We start from the raw sequence: 20105 nt of genomic DNA, 5'->3' as shown, positions 1-20105 counted from the left end.
GTCGTGGGCTTGGTGGAGGAGTTGGTGGGGGAGGGGGTGCGGGCGCGGTTGGTCGAGGTGGATTACGCGTCGCATTCTTCGCACGTGGAGGAGATCCGCGGGCGGTTGCTCGCCGATCTGGAGGGCATCGCCCCGCGGTCGGGCTCGGTGCCGTTCTTCTCGACGGTGACGGGGGGTTGGCTGGATACGAAGGGTTTGGACGCGGAGTACTGGTATCGGAATCTGCGGGAGACCGTCGAGTTCGAGAAGGCGACGGAAGTGCTGTTGGCCGAGGGGTTCCGGTTCTTCGTCGAGGCCAGCCCGCACCCCGTGCTCACCTTCGGTGTCCAGCAGACCGCCGACCAGGCCGACACCGCCCGCTCCGCGCACGGCCCCGCCGTGGTCGTCGGCACGCTGCGGCGCGACGAGAGCGGCCTCGACCGCTTCCTGACGTCCCTGGCAGAGGCCCACGCGGGCGGTCTGTCGCCCGATTGGGGCCGGGTGTTCGCCGGACACCGTCCGGACAGCGTCTCCCTGCCCACCTACCCCTTCCAGCGCCGCTCGTACTGGCTGGAGGACACCGGCCCGGCGGCCGGCGGCCCTTCCGGGACGTCCTCGGCGGGCGACGACTTCTGGGACGCCTTGGGCGGGGGCGACCTGGGCCGGTTCACCGCGACCCTCGGAGTGGCGCCCGATGACCCGCTGAACGTGGTGCTCCCCGCGCTCGCCACCTGGCGCACCGAACGCAGCGAGCGTTCGGTGGTCGACTCCTGGCGCTACCGCGTGACCTGGCGGGCCCTGCCCGAAGGACTCCCGGCCGCACTGCAGGGCAGTTGGCTCGTCCTGTCGTCGGACGGTCAGTCCGAGGACGAGGTGCGCCGTTCGGAGGCGACCGTCGACGTCATGGAGCAGGCCGGGGCCTCGGTGGTCCACGTACGGCTCACCGAAGCGGAGGCCGACCGCGTCGTGCTGGCCGACCGGGTCCGCATCTGCCTCGACGCGCTGCCCGGCCCGGTGACGGGAGTGCTGTCGCTGCTGGGCCTCGACGAGCGCCCGCACTCCGCGCACCCGTCCGTTCCGCTGGGCACCGCGCTCAACCTGGCCCTGGTGCAGTCCCTCGGCGACGTCGGGATCGAGGCACCCCTGTGGTGGGCGACCCGGGGGGCGGTGTCGGTCGGCGGCACGGACACCGGGAGCGCGGTCAGCGCCGCGCAGAGTCTGCTCTGGGGGCTGGGCCGGGTGGCCGCGCTGGAGTTCCCGCAGCGCTGGGGCGGTCTGATCGACCTCCCGGAGGTCCTGGACGCGGACACCGCCCCCCGGCTGTGCCGGGTGCTGGCCGGCGAGGCCGGAGACGAGGACCAGGTGGCCGTACGGGCCACCGGCTGCCACGGCCGGCGGCTGGTCCGGTCCGCCCTGGGCGACACCGCGCCGCGGCGGAGCTGGCGGCCCGGGGGCACCGTGCTGATCACGGGCGGTACCGGCGGGATCGGCGCGCAGATCACGCGCTGGCTGGCCCGGCGGGGAGCCGAGCACCTGGTGCTGGTCAGCCGGCGCGGCGGGGACGCTCCGGGCGCGCAGGAGCTCTCCGCGGAACTGGCCGCCCTCGGCACCCGGATCACCCTGGCCCCGTGCGACGTCGCCGACCTGGAATCCCTGCGCGCGCTGAAGGACGGTCTCGAACAGGACGGCCATCGGATCAGCAGCGTCTTCCACGCCGCAGGGGCCGGGCTGTTGGTGCCCCTGCCCGCCACCGACGTGAACGAGTTCGCCGACACCCTTCACGCCAAGGCCGGCGGGGCCAGGAACCTGGACCTGCTCTTCGACCGGGACACGCTCGACGCGTTCGTGCTGTTCTCCTCCATCTCCGGGGTGTGGGGCAGCGCCGTCCACGGCGCCTACGCCGCAGCCAACGCCTATCTCGACGGCCTCGCCGAGGACCGCAGGGGCCGTGGCCTCGCCGCGACCTCCGTGGTGTGGGGGATCTGGAACCCCGAGGGCGGGGCCGGGATGGCGGCCGAACTGGTCGAGGAGAACCTGCGCGGCCACGGCGTGCTCTTCATGCCGCCCGCGGTCGCGATCACCGGGCTCCAGCAGGTCCTGGACCACGACGAGACGGTGGTCGTGGTCGCCGACATCGACTGGGACCGCTTCGCGACGGTGTTCACCGCGGCGCGCCCGAGCCCGTTGATCGGTGAACTCCCCGAGGTGCGCACCGCGCTGGCCGCCGAACCGGCGACCACCGGGACCGGGGCCGAGGAGACGAACTCGGCGCTGCGCGACCGGCTGGAGCCGCTCCCCGCGGCCGAGCGGACCCGGGTGCTGGTCGATCTGGTCCGGACCCACGCGGCAGCCGTCCTCGGTCACGACTCGCCGGACGCGGTCGCCCCCGGCCGTGCCTTCCGCGACCTGGGCTTCGACTCACTGACCGCCGTGGACATGCGCAACCGGCTCAACACCGCCACCGGCCTGCGGCTCCCGGTCACCGTCGTCTTCGACTACGTGTCGGCGAACGCGCTCGCCCGGCACCTGGAGACCGGACTGGTGGGCGCCGCAGAGGAGCCCGCCACCGTCCGGCAGCCCCCGTCGGCCGCACCCGCCGCGGACGACGACCCCGTCGTGATCGTCTCCATGAGCTGCCGCTACCCCGGCGGCGTACGCACCCCCGAGGACCTGTGGCGCCTGGTCGCCGAGGGGCGCGACGCCGTCTCCGGACTGCCGTCCGACCGGGGCTGGGACCTCGACACGTTGTACGACGCGGACCCCGACCGGCCCGGCCGGAGCTACGCCGCCGCAGGCGGATTCGTCCGGGACGCGGACCGGTTCGACCCCGGATTCTTCGGGATCTCACCGCGTGAGGCCCTGGCCATGGACCCGCAGCAGAGACTGCTGCTCGAAACCTCCTGGGAGGCGTTCGAGCGCGCCGGTATCGACCCGGCGTCCCTCCACGGCACCCCGACGGGGGTCTTCGCCGGCGCCTCCTACCAGGGCTACGGCGGCACCCTGCGCGACGTCCCCGAGGAACTGGAGGGCCTGTTCATCGCGGGCATCTCCACCAGTGTCCTGTCCGGGAGGATCGCCTACCAACTCGGCCTCCAGGGGCCCGCCGTGACCGTGGACACGGCCTGCTCCTCGTCGCTGGTGGCGGTCCACCTCGCCGCGCAGTCGCTGCGCTCGGGCGAATGCGCGCTGGCACTGGCGGGCGGCGCCACGGTGATGGGCACCCCGCTGTCGTTCACCGGCTTCAGCCGGCAGCGGGGGCTCGCCGAAGACGGGCGCTGCAAGTCCTTCGCCGCCTCGGCGGACGGCTTCGGCATGGCCGAGGGCGTGGGCCTGCTGGTCCTGGAACGCCTCTCGGACGCCCGCCGCAACGGCCACCCGGTGCTCGCGGTGCTCCGCGGCTCGGCGATCAACCAGGACGGCGCGAGCAACGGGCTGACCGCGCCCAGCGGCTTGGCCCAGCAGCGGGTGATCCGCGACGCGCTGGCGAACGCCCGACTGACGACCGCCGACGTGGACGCCGTCGAGGCGCACGGCACCGGTACCCGGCTGGGCGACCCGATCGAGGCCGACGCGCTGCTGGCCACCTACGGACAGGACCGGCCGGCCGACCGGCCGGTACGGCTCGGGTCGCTGAAGTCGAACATCGGGCACACCCAGGCCGCCGCCGGGGTCGGAGGCATCATCAAGATGGTGCTGGCCATGGGGCACGGCGAGCTGCCGCAGACCCTGCACATCGACCGGCCGTCCCCGAACGTGGACTGGACGGCGGGCGCCGTCGCGCTGCTGACCGAGGCCGTGCCCTGGCCGGAGACCGGCCGGCCACGCCGTGCCGGAGTGTCCTCGTTCGGCCTGAGCGGCACCAACGCCCATGTCGTCATCGAGCAGCCGCCCGCCGAGCCGGCCGGGTCCCCACCCGCCGTCATGTCCGACGCGCCCGCCGTACCCGTACGCACCGCCGGGTCCGGTGCGACGGACGCGGGCGCTCCGCGGGCCGCAGTCCCGTGGGTCCTGTCCGGGCGGACCGCCGAGGCGGTGATAGCCCAGGCGGAGCGACTGCACACGCACCTGACGGAGCGTCCGGAGCTGTCGTCCGTCGATGTCGGCTACTCCCTGGCCACCACCAGGACCGCCTTCGAGTACCGTGCGGCCGTCGTCGGTGACGACCGTACGGCCCTGCTGGGCGGCCTGGCCGCGCTGGCCGCGGGAGATCGCGCACAGGGCCTGGTCGAAGGCACCGTCGCCCGATCGTCCAGGACCGTCTTCGTCTTCCCCGGCCAGGGCTCCCAGTGGGCCGGCATGGCCCGGGAACTACTCGACCACGCCCCGGCCTTCGCCGAGCGGATCGCGGCCTGTGAACGCGCCCTCGCCCCGCACCTGGACTGGTCGCCGCTCGCGGTCCTGCGGGAAGAGCCCGACGCGCCCCCGCTGGACCGGGTGGACGTGGTGCAGCCGGTGCTGTTCGCCATGATGGTGTCGCTGGCCGAGCTGTGGCGGGCGCACGGGATCGTCCCCGACGCCGTGATCGGCCACTCCCAGGGGGAGATCGCTGCTGCCTGCGTGGCCGGCGCGCTGTCGCTGGACGACGCGGCCCGGATGGTCGCCCTGCGCAGCCGGGCTCTGCTGCCCCTGACCGGACGCGGCGGCATGCTGTTCGTGCCGGAGCCCGTCGAAGCCGTACGCCGAGCACTGTCCGCCCACGGCGGGGCACTCGACGTCGCCGCGGTCAACGGGCCGACGTCGGTGACGGTCTCCGGCGACCCGGCGGCCCTGGAACGACTGCGCGAGCAGTACGCCGAGGCGGGTGTTCTGACCTGGCCGGTCCCCGGCGTGGACTTCGCCGGACACTCGCCCCAGGTGGAGGAGCTCCGGGAGGAACTCCTCACCCTCCTCGCAGGCACCGCGCCGCGGACGTCCGAGATTCCGTTCTACTCCACCGTCAGTGGCGGCCCCCTGGACACCCTGGGCCTGGACGCTGCGTACTGGTACGAGAACCTGCGTCGGCCCGTGGAGTTCGGGCAGGCGGTCGACGCGCTCATCGCCGACGGACACCACACCTTCGTCGAGTGCAGCACCCACCCCGCGTTGACCGTCTGGCTCCAGCAGGCCGTCGAAGCGGCCGGGGCCGGCGACGGAACCGTCGTCGGCACCTTGCGCCGCGCCGAGGGCGGCCCCGGCCGCTTCCTCGCCGCGCTCACCGAAGTGCACGTACGCGGACTGGCGGTGGACTGGGGCACGGTGTTCGCCGGAACCGGCGCGCGCCGGCGCCCCCTCCCCACCTACGCCTTCCAGCAGCAGCGCTACTGGCTGGACACCACCGTCCCCGACCGGCCCACCACTGCCGTGACCGGCACCGGCCCGGCCGACTCCGGCTTCTGGGAGGCGGTCGACCAGGGGGACCTGGACGCCCTCGCCACCACCCTGCGGGTCGAGGACGGGGAACTGAAGGCCTCGCTCGCCTCCCTGGTGCCCACACTCGCCGGGTGGGCGCGCGGCCGGGCCGACGACCGGACCGCCGACAGCTGGCGCTACCGGGTCACCTGGAAGCCCCTGCCCGCACCCGAGCGGCCCCGGCTCACGGGGAGCTGGCTCGTCGTCGCCCCGGCCGGCGCCGCCGACGACCCGGCCGTCACGTTCGCCGTGGAATCCCTGCGCGGACACGGCGCCGCCCCCGTCCTGGTGGAGGCGGGCCCCGACGCGACCGACCGCACACGGTTCGCCGCACTGCTCCGCGACGCCCACGACCACACCGACGGGCCGCCCGCCGGGCACCTGTCGCTGCTCGCCCTGGCCGAAGAACCCCACGGCGAGGGATCGGCGCTTCCCCGCGGCCTCACCCTGACGGTCGCACTGCTCCAGGCCCTGGGCGACCTCGGCATCGACGCCCCGCTCTGGTGCGCCACCCGGGGCGCGGTGTCGGTCGGCCGCTCCGACCGGATCGACAGCACGTTCCAAGCCCTGGTCTGGGGGATCGGCGGCGTCGCCGGCGTCGAGTACCCGCAGCGGTGGGCCGGCCTGGTCGACCTGCCACGACGGCTCGACGACCGGGCCGCGACCCGGCTCGCCGAAGCGTTGACGGGCCCCGGCGGCGAGGACCAGTTGGCGGTGCGCGCCACCGGCCTCTACGGCCGCAGGGTCGTCCGCGCCGGACTCGGCGACACCGCCCCCGCACGCGACTGGACGCCCGAGGGCACGGTCCTGATCACCGGCGGCACCGGCGGCCTCGGCGCCCAGATCGCCCGATGGCTCGCCCGCACCGGCACCGCGCACCTGCTGCTCACCAGTCGACGCGGCGCACAGGCCCCGGGGGCCGGTGCCCTGCTGGCCGAACTGCGCGGCCTCGGCGCCGCCGTCACCGCGGTGGCCTGCGACGTCGCGGACCGCGACGCACTGGCGGAACTGCTCGCCGGCATTCCTGCCGAGCGCCCGCTGCGCGCCGTGCTGCACACTGCGGGCGTCCTCGACGACGGGGTGATCGACTCGATCACCCCCGAACGGGCGGCCGGGGTCCTGCGCCCCAAACTCGACGGCACACGCAACCTCGACGCGCTCACCCGAGGACTCGACCTCACCGCCTTCGTGCTGTTCTCCTCGCTCGCCGGCACGCTCGGCGGCACCGGCCAGGGCAGCTACGCCGCAGCCAACGCCTACCTCGACGCCCTGGCCCGGCAGCGCCGCGACCTCGGACTGCCCGGCACCTCGGTGGCCTGGGGCCTGTGGGGCGGCGACAGCCTCGCCTCCGGAGCGGTCGCCGAACGGCTGATCCGCGACGGCCTGCCCGCCATGGACCCCGCCACGGCCACGGTCGCGCTGGGCCGGGCCCTCGACCACGACGACACGGCCGTCCTCGTCGCCGACTTCGCCTGGGACCGCTTCACGCGGGCGTTCACCGCGCTTCGGCCCAGCCCCGCCCTCGGGGACCTGCCCGAGGTACGGGAGGTGCTCGCCGCCCCGGGCGGGCCCCGGAGCACCGCTGACGGCGCCGAGCCGCCGGCCCTGCGGCTGGCCGCACTGCCCCTGGCGGAACGGGACCGGGCCTTGATGGACCTGGTGCGCCGCGAGGTCGCCGCCGTGCTCGGCCACCCCGGGCCCGAGGCGGTGGGACCCGACCAGGCGTTCAAGGACATCGGCTTCGACTCGCTGACCGCCGTCGAACTGCGCAACCGGCTCGCCGCGGCCACCGGCCTGCGCCTGTCGGTGACCCTGGCCTTCGACTACCCCACGGCCACGGCCCTGACCGGACACCTGAGTACCGAACTACCGGGGGCGCTCGCCACCGAGACGCCCGACGCTCCCCCGCAGACGCCTACGGCCGTCGCGGTGCCCGAGGACGAGGCGATCGCCGTGGTCGCCATGAGCTGCCGCTACCCCGGCGGGGTCGGCACCCCGGAGGAGCTGTGGGAGCTCGTCGTGGGCGGGCAGGACGCGATCACCGGCTTCCCCACCGGGCGGGGCTGGGACCTGGACGGCCTCTACGACCCGGATCCGGACCGGGTCGGCAGCACCTACGCGCGCGAAGGCGGCTTCCTCCACGACGCCGACCGTTTCGACCCGGCCTTCTTCGGGATCTCCCCACGTGAGGCGCTGACCATCGACCCCCAGCAGCGGCTGCTGCTGGAACTCTCGTGGGAGGCGTTCGAGCGGGCCGGTATCGACCCGCTGTCCCTCAAGGGCAGCCCGAGCGGCGTCTTCGTCGGATGCAGCCACCACGACTACGGGTCGCGCGTCACCGAACCCTCCGAGGAGTTCGAGGGCTACCTCGGCGTCGGCAGCGCGGGCAGCGTGGCGTCCGGGCGGATCTCCTACAGCCTCGGCCTCGAAGGGCCCGCGGTGACCGTCGACACGGCGTGCTCCTCGTCGCTGGTCGCGGTCCATCTCGCGGCCCGATCGCTGCGGTCCGGCGAATGTTCGCTGGCGCTCGCCGGCGGGGTGACCGTGATGTCGACACCGGGCGCGTTCGTGGAGTTCAGCCGGCAACGGGTGCTCGCCGAGGACGGCCGCTGCAAACCGTTCGCCGCCGCCGCCGACGGCACCTCCTGGGCCGAGGGCGCCGGACTGCTCGTCCTGGAACGCCTCTCGGACGCGCGGCGCAACGGCCACCCGGTGCTCGCCCTCGTCCGCGGTTCCGCGATCAACCAGGACGGCGCCAGCAACGGCCTGACCGCCCCCAACGGCCCCTCCCAGCAGCGGGTCATCCGGGCGGCCCTCGCCGACGCGGGACTGACGGCGTCCGAGGTCGACGCGGTGGAGGCGCACGGCACCGGTACCCGGCTGGGCGATCCGATCGAGGCCCAGGCCCTCCTGGCCACGTACGGCCGCGCACGCGACGCGCGGCAGCCGCTGTGGCTGGGGTCGCTGAAGTCGAACATCGGACACAGTCAGGCCGCTGCCGGAGTCGCCGGCATCATCAAGATGGTGCAGGCCATGCGGCACGGGGCGCTGCCACGCACCCTGCACGTCGACACGCCGACACCCCACGTGGACTGGTCGGCCGGCGCGGTCCGGCTGCTCACCGACGACACCCCGTGGCCGGAGACCGGGCGTCCGCGGAGGGCCGCCGTGTCGTCGTTCGGCGTCAGCGGCACCAACGCCCACACCATCCTCGAACAGCCCACCGAACCGGCCCCGGCCGCAGCCCCCGCCAGCCCCGACGCGCCCGGCCCGGGCCGGCCCGCCGACCCCGCGCCGACCCCGGCGACCACCTCCGCTGCGTCCACACTGCCCTGGCTGCTCTCCGCCCGCAGCGCGGACGCGCTGCGGGAGCAGGCCTCCCGGCTGCTGCGGCACGTGGAGCACGACCCGTCCCTCGCCGTCGCGGACCTGGGCCGCTCCCTGGCGCTGAACCGCAGCGCCTTCGAGTACCGGGCCGCCCTCACCGGCACGGACCGGCAGACCCTGCTCCTGGGGCTCACCGCCCTCGCCGCCGGCGAGCCGTCGGCGGACCTGGTGAGCGGTGTCGCCGGCCCTGCCGCGAAGACCGCCTTCCTCTTCCCCGGCCAAGGCAGCCAGCGCACCGGCATGGGCACCGAACTGTACGCGCGGTTCCCGGTCTTCGCCGACGCCTTCGACGCGGTCTGCGCGGAGATCGACCCGCTGCTCGACCGCCCGTTGCGGGAAGTGATCGAGGCGGTCCCCGGTGACCGGGACCACGGCCTGCTGGACCGCACCGAGTACACCCAGCCCGCCCTGTTCGCCGTCGGCGTCGCCCTGTTCCGGCTCGTCGAGCACTGGGGCCTACGTCCCGACCGGCTGCTCGGCCACTCCGTGGGAGAGCTGGCCGCCGCCCACGTCGCCGGCGTGTTCGCCCTACCCGACGCCGCAGCGCTGGTGGTCGCGCGGGGACGACTGATGCAGGCCCTCCCGGCGGGCGGCGCGATGGTCGCCCTCGCCGCCGCCGAGGAGGAGGTACTGCCGCTGCTCGCGGGCCGCGAGAGCGACGTGGGCCTCGCCGCGGTCAACGGCCCGGCCTCGACCGTGATCTCCGGCGACGCGGCGGCGGTGGACGAGATCGCCGCCGTGCTCGCCGCCCGTGGGCGCAAGACCCATCGGCTGCGCGTCTCCCACGCCTTCCACTCGCCCCTCATGGAGCCCATGCTCGCCGAGTTCCGCGAGGTCGCGGCGCGGATCGTCCCGGGGGAGGCCACCCTCCCCGTCATCTCCGACCTGACCGGCGAGCCGGCCACCTCCGAACAACTCGGCTCACCCGACCACTGGGTGGAGCACGTGCGCGGCACCGTCCGCTTCCAGGACGGCGTACGCCACCTGGAACGCGACGGCGTCACCGCGTTCCTGGAACTCGGACCCGACGGCGCGCTCACCGCCATGGGCCAGGACTGCCTGACCGGCGCCACCGCCACCGGCAGCCCCCTGCTGCTGCCCCTGCTGCGCAAGGACCGGCCCGAAGCACCCGCGGCGACGACCGCCCTGGCCCGGCTGCACGTCGCGGGCGTCCCCGTGGACTGGAACGCCGTCCACTGCGGTGGCCCGTCCCGCTCCGCCGTCGACCTGCCGACCTACGCCTTCCAACGCGACAGCTACTGGCTGGAGGCCGGCAGGTCGACGGCGGATCTGCCCGCGGCCGGACTCCAGACGGTCGACCACCCGCTGCTCGGCGCCGGAACGGAACTCGCGGACTCCGACGGCTTCCTCTTCACCGGCAGGTTCTCGGTCCGCAGCCACCCCTGGCTGGCCGACCACGGCGTCTACGAGGGCGTGCTGTTCCCCGCCACCGCGTTCCTGGAACTCGCGGTCCGCGCGGGCGACCAGGTCGGCTGCGACGAGGTCGAGGAGCTGACCCTGGAAGCTCCGCTGGTGCTCCCGCCGGGCGGAGCCGTCGCACTCCAGCTCACCGTCGCAAGCCCCGACGCCTCCGGCGCCCGCCCCCTGAGCGTCCACGCCCGGGCCGCCGACGACGGCCCCGACGCCCCATGGACCCGGCACGCGAGCGGCCTGCTCACCTCCGCCAAGAAGGACGACCCGGCGGACCCGTTCGACCCGGCGGACCCCGCGGTGTGGCCGCCGCCCGGAGCCGTCCCCCTCGACACGGAGGGCCTGTACGACCGCTTCGCGGCGGGCGGATTCGCCTACGGCCCCGCGTTCCAGGGCCTGCGCGCGGCCTGGCGGCTCGACGACGAGGTGTACGCCGTCGCGAGCCTGCCGGACGAGCAGCAGCGTGACGCCGCCGCGTTCGGCCTGCATCCGGCCCTGCTGGACGCCGCCTTGCACGCGCTGGTGTTCGACGTACTGGAAGGACCCGCGCAGGGTTGGCTGCCGTTCTCCTGGAACGGGGTGCGCCTGCACGCCTCCGGCGCCACCGAGCTCAGGCTGCGACTGACCCCCACCGGCCGCGACGCCGTCGCCGTACAGGCGACCGACGCCACCGGGCGGCCCGTGGTCTCGGCCCGCTCCCTCGTCCTGCGGCCCGTTTCGCCCGACCGCTTCCGGGCCACGCGCGCCGGCCACCACGAGGAACTGTTCCGCCCCGAGTGGCAGGCCCTGCCCGAGCGTGCCGGGACGGCGGCGGGCACCGTCTCCCGCCCGGAGTCCTGGACCGTGCTCGGCACCGGCACCCCCCTGCCCCCCGGCGCCGCTCCGCTCCCCGGCCGTACGGTCGTCGACTTCGCCGCACTGTCCGCCCTGCTCGACACGGGCGCCCCGCCACCCCAGTTGGTCCTGGCCGCCTGCGCGCCCACCCCCGCCCCGCACCAGCCGACCGGCGCCCTCCGCGTCGCGGTCCACGACGGCCTCGGCAAGGTCCTCGCCCTGCTGCGCGGCTGGCTGGCCGACGAGCGCCTGACCGGCTCCAAGCTGGTCCTGGTCACCGCGGGCGCGGTCCCGGTGACCGGTGACGACGTCCCGGACCCGGCCCTGGCCGCGGTCTGGGGCATGGTCCGCTCGGCGCAGACCGAGAACCCCGACCGCTTCGTCCTCCTGGATCTGGACGGCCACGAGGTCCCGCCCGCCGTACTCGCCGAAGCCCTCGCGTCCGGGGAACCCCAGCTCGCGATCCGGGCCGGGGCCGTCCACATCGCCCGGCTGGCCCGCGTACCCCTGGCCGCCGCCGGCCGCACCCCCGGCTGGGACGGCGACGGAACCGTCCTGATCACCGGCGGGACCGGCGCCATCGGCGCCCACATCGCCCGCCACCTGGCCGCCGAGCACGGCGTCCGGCACCTGCTGCTGACCAGCCGCAGCGGCCCCGCCGGCGACGGTGCGGCGGAACTCCGCGCCGAACTCGCCGCCCTGGGCGCGCACGCCGAGATCATCGCCTGCGACGCCGCCGACCGCGACGCCCTCGCGGCCCTGCTGGCCGCCGTGCCCCCCGCACACCCCTTGACCGGGGTGGTCCACGCGGCGGGAGTCCTGGCCGACGGCGTCGTCGCCACCATGACGCCCGAGCAGCTGCGCTCCGTCCTGCGCCCCAAGGTGGACGCCGCGGTCAACCTGCACGAACTCACCGCCGACCTGGACCTGTCCGAGTTCGTGCTGTTCTCGTCCATCGCCGGAGTCTTCGGCGGCATGGGCCAGGGCAACTACGCCGCAGCCAACGCCTTCCTGGACGCACTGGCCCACCGGCGCCGCGCCGACGGGCTGCCCGGCCGCTCCCTCGCCTGGGGCCTGTGGGCCAACAGCACCGGGATGACCGGCGGGCTCACGGAGGCAGACCTGCGACGGATCGCCCGGGGCGGGATCGTCGCCTTCGACCCGGCCCAGGGGCTGGCGCTGTTCGACACGGCCGGCACCCTCGACGAGCCGGTCGTCCTCCCGCTGCGGCTCGACACCGCGGCCGTCCGCGCCCAGGCCGCCACCGGCGGCGTCCCCGCCCTGCTGCGCGGCCTGGTGCGCCCCGCCGCCCGGCGCGGCGTCGCGGGCCCCGCCGCCGGCACCGGCCCCGACGGGCCCGAAGCCCTGAAGCAGCGCCTCGGCTCCCTCAACGAAACCCAGCGCGGTCGGGTCCTCCTCGACCTGGTCCGCTCCCACGCCGCCCTGGTCCTCGGCCACAGCGGCCCGGCCGCGGTCGAGCCCGGCCGCGGCCTGTTGGAGGTCGGCTTCGACTCGCTGACCGCGGTCGAGCTGCGCAACCGGCTGCGCGCCGCCACCGGTCACCCCCTGCCCGCCACCCTGCTCTTCGACCACCCCACCCCGGCCGCGATCGCCGGACACCTCACCGCCGAACTGGTCCCCGACACCGGGCCCGGCCCGATCCCCGGCCTCGCCGAACTGGACCGCCTGGAAGGCGCTCTCCACGGCGGTGTCGGCGACCCGACGGCCCGCGAACGGCTCGCCGACCGGCTCCGGGAACTCCTGGGCCACCTCGACCCGGCGGCCACCGCGGCCGACGCCGACACGGCAGCCGACTCCCTGGAGGACCGCGTGGACGGCGCCAGCGACGACGAACTCTTCGACCTCATCGACAACGAGCTCGGCCTGTCATGACACCGACCCGACACACGAACCCGGACGGCGGCTCCCGATGGTGAACGACGACAAGCTGAGGGACTACCTCAAGCGGATGACGGCGGACCTGCACCGCACCCGCCGGCGCCTGAGCGAAGCCGAGGAAGCGGGCCGTGAACCCCTCGCGGTCGTCGCGATGAGCTGCCGCTACCCCGGCGGCGTACGGTCCCCCGAGGACCTGTGGCGCCTGGTCACCGACGGCACCGACGCCATCACCGGCTTTCCCCGCGACCGGGGCTGGGACCTCGACCACCTGCACGACCCGGAGCAGCTGCGCGAGGGCACCAGCCACACCGCGCTGGGCGGCTTCCTCGACGACGTCGGGCACTTCGACGCCGGATTCTTCGGGATCTCCCCGCGCGAAGCGCTCGCGATGGACCCGCAGCAGCGGCTCTTCCTCGAAACCACCTGGGAGGCCTTCGAACGGGCCGGCATCGACCCCGCGACCCTGCGGGGCAGCAGCACCGGGGTCTTCGCCGGAGTGATGTACCAGGACTACGCGGTACGGCTGCGCCAGATACCCGACGACGTGGCCGGCTACGTCGGTAGCGGCAGCTCCGACAGCGTCGCCTCGGGCCGCGTCGCCTACACCTTCGGTCTGGAGGGCCCGGCGGTCAGCATCGACACCGCCTGCTCCTCCTCGCTGGTCGCCATCCACCTCGCCGCCCAGGCCCTGCGGTCCGGCGACTGCACCCTGGCCCTGGCCGGAGGCGCGATGGTCATGTCGACACCCGTCCCGTTCGTGGAGATGAGCCGCCAGGGGGGCCTGGCCCGGGACGGCCGCTGCAAGTCCTTCGCCGCCGCCGCCGACGGCACCGGCTGGGGCGAGGGCGTCGGCATGCTCCTGCTGGAGCGCCTCTCCGACGCCCGACGCAACGGCCACCCGGTTCTGGCGCTGATCCGCGGCACCGCCGTCAACCAGGACGGCGCCAGCAGCAGGCTCACCGCCCCCAACGGCCCCGCCCAGCAGCGCGTCATCCGCCACGCCCTCGCCAACGCCGGACTCGCCCCCGCCGACGTGGACGTGGTCGAGGCGCACGGCACCGGCACCCCGCTGGGCGACCCGATCGAGGCCCAGGCGCTGCTGGCCACCTACGGGCAGGACCGGCCGGCCGACCGGCCGCTGCTGCTCGGCTCGCTGAAGTCCAACATCGGGCACACCCAGGCGGCGGCCGGCGTCGGCGGCGTCATCAAGACCGTCCTCGCCATGCGGCACGGCACCGTCCCGCCCACCCTGCACGCACAGGAACCGTCCCCGCAGATCGACTGGACCACGGGCGCGGTACGCCTGGTCACCGCGAACACCCCCTGGCCCGAGACCGGAAGGCCGCGCCGGGCAGCGGTTTCCTCCTTCGGTGTCAGCGGCACCAACGGACACGTCGTCCTGGAACAGGCAAGCGAAGAACACGCAAACGGCCCCGCAGGCCCCGCCGAGCACGGAGAACCGGCCGACCCCGAGGCCGCCGACGCCCCCGCCGGCCGGGACACGGCCCGACACACCCCGGACCCGGACGGCACGGCGCCACCCGTCCTCCCCTGGGTGCTCTCGGGCCGCACCGCCGAAGCGCTGCGCGCCCAGGCCGCACGGCTCCGCGACCACCTCGGTGCCCACCCCGGACCCGGCCCGGCCGAGGTCGGCCACGCCCTCGCGACGACCCGCACCGCGCACGAGCACCGGGCGGTCCTCATCGGGGCCCACCCCGACGAGTTCCTGGGCGGCCTCGACGCCCTGGCGGCCGGCCACCCCGCCCCCGGCCTGGTCCGCGGCACCGCCGGAACCGGCGGACAGGTCGCCCTCGTGTTCCCCGGACAGGGGTCCCAATGGTCCGGCATGGCCGTCGAACTCCTCGACTCCGCCCCCGTCTTCGCCGCCCGCATCGCGGACTGCGAGCGCGCCCTGGCCCCCTTCGTCGACTGGTCCCTCGAAGCCGTCCTGCGCGGCGCCGCCGGCACCCCGCCGGCCGAGCGCGTCGACGTGGTGCAGCCGGTGCTGTGGGCCGTCATGGTCTCCCTGGCCGAACTGTGGCGCTCCTACGGCATCACCCCCGGCGCCGTCATCGGCCACTCCCAGGGGGAGATCGCCGCGGCGTGCGTCGCCGGCGCCCTCTCCCTGGACGACGCCGCACGGATCGTCGCCCTGCGCAGCCGGGCGATCCGCGCCCTGACCGGTCGCGGAGGCATGGCCTCGATCGCCCTGCCCGCAGAACAGGTCGCCGAACACCTCGCCCCCTGGGACGGCCGGCTCTCCGTCGCCGCCGTCAACGGACCCGCCTCCACGGTCGTCTCCGGCGACAGCGAAGCGCTCGACGCGTTCCTCGACCGGACGACGGCCCTGGACATCCGCCGGCGACGCATCCCCGTCGACTACGCCTCGCACAGCGCCCACGTCGAGGACATCCGTGCGGAACTGCTCGACCAGTTGGCCGGAGTGACCCCGCGCCCGGCCGCCATCCCGTTCTACTCCACGGTCACCGGCGCCCGGCTGGACGACACCTCCGTCCTGGACGCCGACTACTGGTACCAGAACCTGCGCGAGACCGTCCGCTTCGAACAGGCGACCCGTGCCCTTCTCGCGGACGGCTACCAGGTCCTGCTGGAGAGCAGCCCGCACCCGGTGCTCACCGTCGGGATGCTGGAGACCGTCGAGGACGCGGGCGCCGACGCCACCGCCTTGGGCACCCTGCGCCGCGACGACGGCGGCCCGCGCCGTTTCACCGAGTCCCTGGCCGAACTCCACCTGCACGGAGTGTCCCCCGACTGGGACACCGTCTTCGCCGACCGCCGCCCCGGCCGGGTGGAACTGCCCACCTACGCCTTCCAGCGAGAGCCGTACTGGCTGGAGGACGGCGCCGCGCCCGTCGCCGACGTCACCTCCGCCGGGCTGACCCCCGCGGACCACCCGCTGCTGGGCGCCGTCGTGGTCCTGGCCGACAGCGACGGCCTGCTCCTCACCGGACGCCTGTCGGTCCGCACCCACCCGTGGCTCGCCGACCACGCCGTCGGCGGCCGTGTCCTGCTCCCCGGCACCGCCTTCCTGGAACTCGCGCTCCAGGCCGGAGCCCGCGTCGGCTGCCCTCGGGTCGAAGAATTCACTCTCGAAGCCCCCCTGGTGCTGCCCGAGCACGGCGGCACCGTACTGCGCCTCACCGTGGGCGCCCCCGACTCCCGGGGCCACCGCCCGCTCGGCCTGCACTCCCGACCGGACACGCCCGCCGACGGCGACCCCGACGACGAGTGGACCAGGCACGCCGAAGGCGTCCTGGCCGCCGGCGGTGCGCAGGACACCGAGGCCGACGGGCCGATGCCCTGGCCGCCGCCCGGCGCCGAGCCCCTCGCACTCGACGGACTGTACGACCGCTTCGCGGCGGGCGGATTCTCCTACGGCCCCGCCTTCCAGGGCCTGCGCGCGGCCTGGCGGCGCGGCGACGAACTGTTCGCGGAGGCCGCCCTACCCGCCCCCGACGCCGCCCGCTTCGGCCTGCATCCGGCCCTGCTGGACGCGGCCCTGCACGCCACCGGCGTGCCCGGCAGCCCCGGCGCGGACGCCCACCCCGAGGGGCGGCTGCCGTTCTCCTGGAACGGCGTGACCCTGCACGCAACCGGCGCCGACGCGATCCGGGTCCGGCTCGCTCCGGCCGGACCCGACGCGGTGACGCTCGCCGTCGCCGACGCGACCGGTGCCCCCGTGGCGACCGTGGACGCGTTGGTCCTGCGGCCCGCCGGCACCGTCAGCCGCGGCGGCGGCCCTGCTCCCCGAGGCCGCCGCCACCGGGACCTCTACGTGACGGAGTGGGTCACCACCCCTCCGACCGGCAGCGACGCGCCCGTCCACCGCACCGCGGACCTGGCCACGCTGTCGGCCGCCATCGACGCCGGAGCCCCGGTGCCCGCCACGGTCCTGCTCGCCCGCGCGCAGCCCGCGGACCCGGCCGAACCGGCCGCGGCGGTCCGCGAGGCCGTCCACCAGGCCCTCGCCGACGTCAGGACGTGGCTCGCCGACGACCGCTTCGCCGGCTCGCGCCTGGTGTTCGCCACCCGGGGCGCGGTCAGCGCCGGGGAGGGGGAGGACGTACGCAACCCCGCGCACAGTGCGCTCTGGGGGCTTGTCCGTTCGGCCCGATCCGAGCACCCAGGGCGTTTCGCCCTGCTCGACCTCGACCTCGACGACGAGCACGGCACCTCCGCCGGCGTCGCCGCGGCCCTCGCCTCGGGGGAACCGGAGTCCGCGGTCCGCGGCGACGACGTCCGCGTACCCCGGCTGGCCCGGGTCCTCAGGAACGGCCCGGACCCCTCGGACGATGCGGTCGAGTCCCTCCGGGCCTTCGACCCGCAGGGCACGGTCCTCATCACCGGCGGCACCGGTCTGCTCGGCTCCCACGTCGCCCGCCGCCTGGTCACCGGGCACGGCGTCCGACACCTGCTGCTGCTCTCCCGTGGCGGCCCGGCCGCCGCCGGAGCCGAAGAACTGCGGGCCGAACTCGCCGCGCTGGGAGCCGAGACCGCCGTCGTCGCCTGCGACGCCGCCGACCGGGTCGCCCTGGCCGCGGTACTCGCGGACCTGCCGCCCGCGCACCCGCTGACCGCCGTGGTACACACCGCGGGCACCCTCGACGACGGCGTCGTCACCGCACTCACCCCCGAACGCGTGGACGCCGTGCTGCGCCCCAAGGTCGACGCCGCCCTCCACCTGCACGAACTGACCCGTGACCGCAACCTCACGCACTTCGTGCTCTTCTCCTCGGCCGCGGGCACCTTCGGTGGCCCCGGACAGGCCAACTACGCCGCCGCCAACGCCTTCCTCGACGCCCTCGCCGCCCAGCGCCGGGCGGCCGGGCTGGCCGGCCAGTCCCTGGCCTGGACCCTGTGGGAACAGCCCAGCGCCCTCACCGGACACCTGGATGAGGACGACGTACGACGCCTCGCCCGGTCGGGGATGCCGCCGCTCTCCACCGAGCAGGGGCTCGCGCTCTTCGACGCCGCCCTCACCGTGGACCGGGCCGCCCTGGTTCCGATGCGCCTAGACACCGCGGCCCTGCACTCCGCGGCCACGGACGGCACCCTGCCACTGCTGCTCCGCGGCCTGGTGCGCACGCCGCCGGGCCGGGCGGCCACGGCCGCCGAGACGAGGACCGACGACGACGGCCTGCGCCGGCGCCTCGCGGCCCTCGACGCCGACGGACGGACCCGGCTGCTCGTCGAGCTCGTCCGCACCCACGCGGCGGCCGTCCTCGGCCACACCTCCCCGGACACCCTCGACCCCGGACGGGCCTTCCGCGAACTGGGCTTCGACTCACTGGCCTCGGTGGAACTGCGCAACCGGCTGAACGCCGCCACCGGCCTGCGGCTCCCCGCCGGCCTGGTGTTCGACCACCCGACTCCGGCGGCGCTCGCGGACTTCCTGGGCGCCGGACTCACGGACACGGAAGCGACCGTCACACCCTCCGCACCCGCGAGGCCGGCCGACCGGAACCGGGACGCGGACGACGACCGGATCGCGATCGTCTCCGCGGCCTGCCGTCTCCCCGGTGACGTCCGCTCGCCCGAGGACCTGTGGCGGATGCTGGCCGAGGGCCGCGACGGCATCTCCGGGTTCCCCACCGACCGGGGCTGGAACCTGGACACCCTCTACGACCCCGATCCCGAGCGCATCGGCACCTCCCTCACCCGCGAGGGCGGCTTCCTCCACGACGCGGCCGACTTCGACGCGGAGTTCTTCGGCATCTCGCCGCGCGAGGCCCTGGCCATGGACCCGCAGCAGCGGCTGCTCCTGGAAACCACCTGGGAACTCTTCGAGCGCGCGGCCATCGACCCGTCCACCCTGCGCGGCGCCCCGGTGGGCACGTACGTCGGCCTGATGCAGCAGGACTACGCCGCCCGGCTGCTGCCCTACATCCCCGAGGACGTCGAAGGTTTCCTCGGTACCGGCAACTCGGGCAGCATCGTCTCCGGACGCCTGGCCTACTTCTTCGGTCTGGAGGGCCCCGCGGTCACCGTGGACACGGCGTGCTCGTCCTCGCTGGTGGCCCTGCACCTCGCGGTACGGGCGCTGAGGTCGGGTGAATGCTCGCTGGCCCTGGCCGGCGGTGTCAACGTGATGTGCAGCCCCGAACTGTTCGTCGAGTTCAGTCGCCAGGGCGGTCTGGCCCCGGACGGTCGCTGCAAGTCCTTCGCCGCGGCGGCCGACGGGACCGCCTTCGGCGAAGGCACGGGCATGCTGCTGGTGGAGCGGTTGTCGGACGCCCGGCGTCACGGGCATCCGGTGTTGGCGGTGGTCCGTGGTTCGGCGGTGAACCAGGACGGGGCGAGCAACGGTCTGACGGCGCCGAGCGGTCCGTCGCAGCAGCGGGTGATCCGTGCGGCGTTGGCGGATGCGGGGTTGTCGGCGTCGGAGGTGGACGTGGTGGAGGCGCACGGTACGGGGACGCGGTTGGGTGACCCGATCGAGGCGCAGGCGCTGCTGGCCACGTACGGGCAGGACCGTCCGGTGGACCGTCCGGTCTGGATCGGCTCGCTGAAGTCCAACATCGGACACGCCTCGGCAGCCGCCGGTGTGGCGGGGGTCATCAAGTCGGTGCTCGCCCTGCGGCACGGGGTGATGCCGAAGACGCTGCACGTGGACGGTCCGACGCCCGAGGTGGACTGGTCGGCGGGGGCCGGCCGTCTCCTGGCGGAGGCCCGTGCGTGGGACGACACGGGTCGTCCGCGCCGGGCGGGCGTGTCCTCATTCGGCGTCAGCGGAACCAACGCCCACGTCATCATCGAACAGGCCCCCGACGCCCCTACAGACGCCGCAGGCACCCGCGTTGACGGGCCCGAAACACCGGAGACCGTGCCCGCTGCCGTCCCCTTGCTCCTCTCTGCGCGCACTCCGGAGGCGCTGCGCGCCCAAGCCGCGGCGCTGACGGCCCGGCTCGGGGACGGGTCCGGCGTCCGCGCCGCGGACCTGGCCTTCTCCCTGGCCACTGGCCGCAGCACGCTGGGACACCGCAGGGTGCTGGTGGGCACGGACGAGAACCTTTCCGAGCACTTGACCGCGCTGTCACAAGGGCCTGCGGTGTCCGGCAGTGGGTTGGTTTCCGGTCGTTCGGTGGTGGTGTTTCCGGGTCAGGGGTCGCAGTGGGTGGGGATGGCTGTGGGGTTGTTGGGTGGTTCGGAGGTGTTTGCGGGGCGGA

The 20105-nt window shown here is 75.0% G+C and carries 2 protein-coding genes; both read left to right on the top strand.

What is annotated here, in order from left to right; translation table 11 throughout:
- Positions 1 to 12912, top strand: a 12912-nt coding sequence (locus ACFV88_RS35640) for a type I polyketide synthase (protein ID WP_385496373.1), incomplete at its 5' end; no start/stop codon positions are given.
- A gap of 40 nt (positions 12913 to 12952) precedes the next feature.
- Positions 12953 to 20105, top strand: a 7153-nt coding sequence (locus tag ACFV88_RS35635; protein ID WP_385496372.1) for a type I polyketide synthase, incomplete at its 3' end; no start/stop codon positions are given.

The sequence above is a fragment of the Streptomyces sp. NPDC059816 genome (genome assembly GCF_042732055.1).
In the GTDB taxonomy this organism is placed as follows: domain Bacteria; phylum Actinomycetota; class Actinomycetes; order Streptomycetales; family Streptomycetaceae; genus Streptomyces.
Note: the sequence above shows the minus strand (reverse complement) of the source record. Positions and strands in the feature narration are given on the sequence as shown.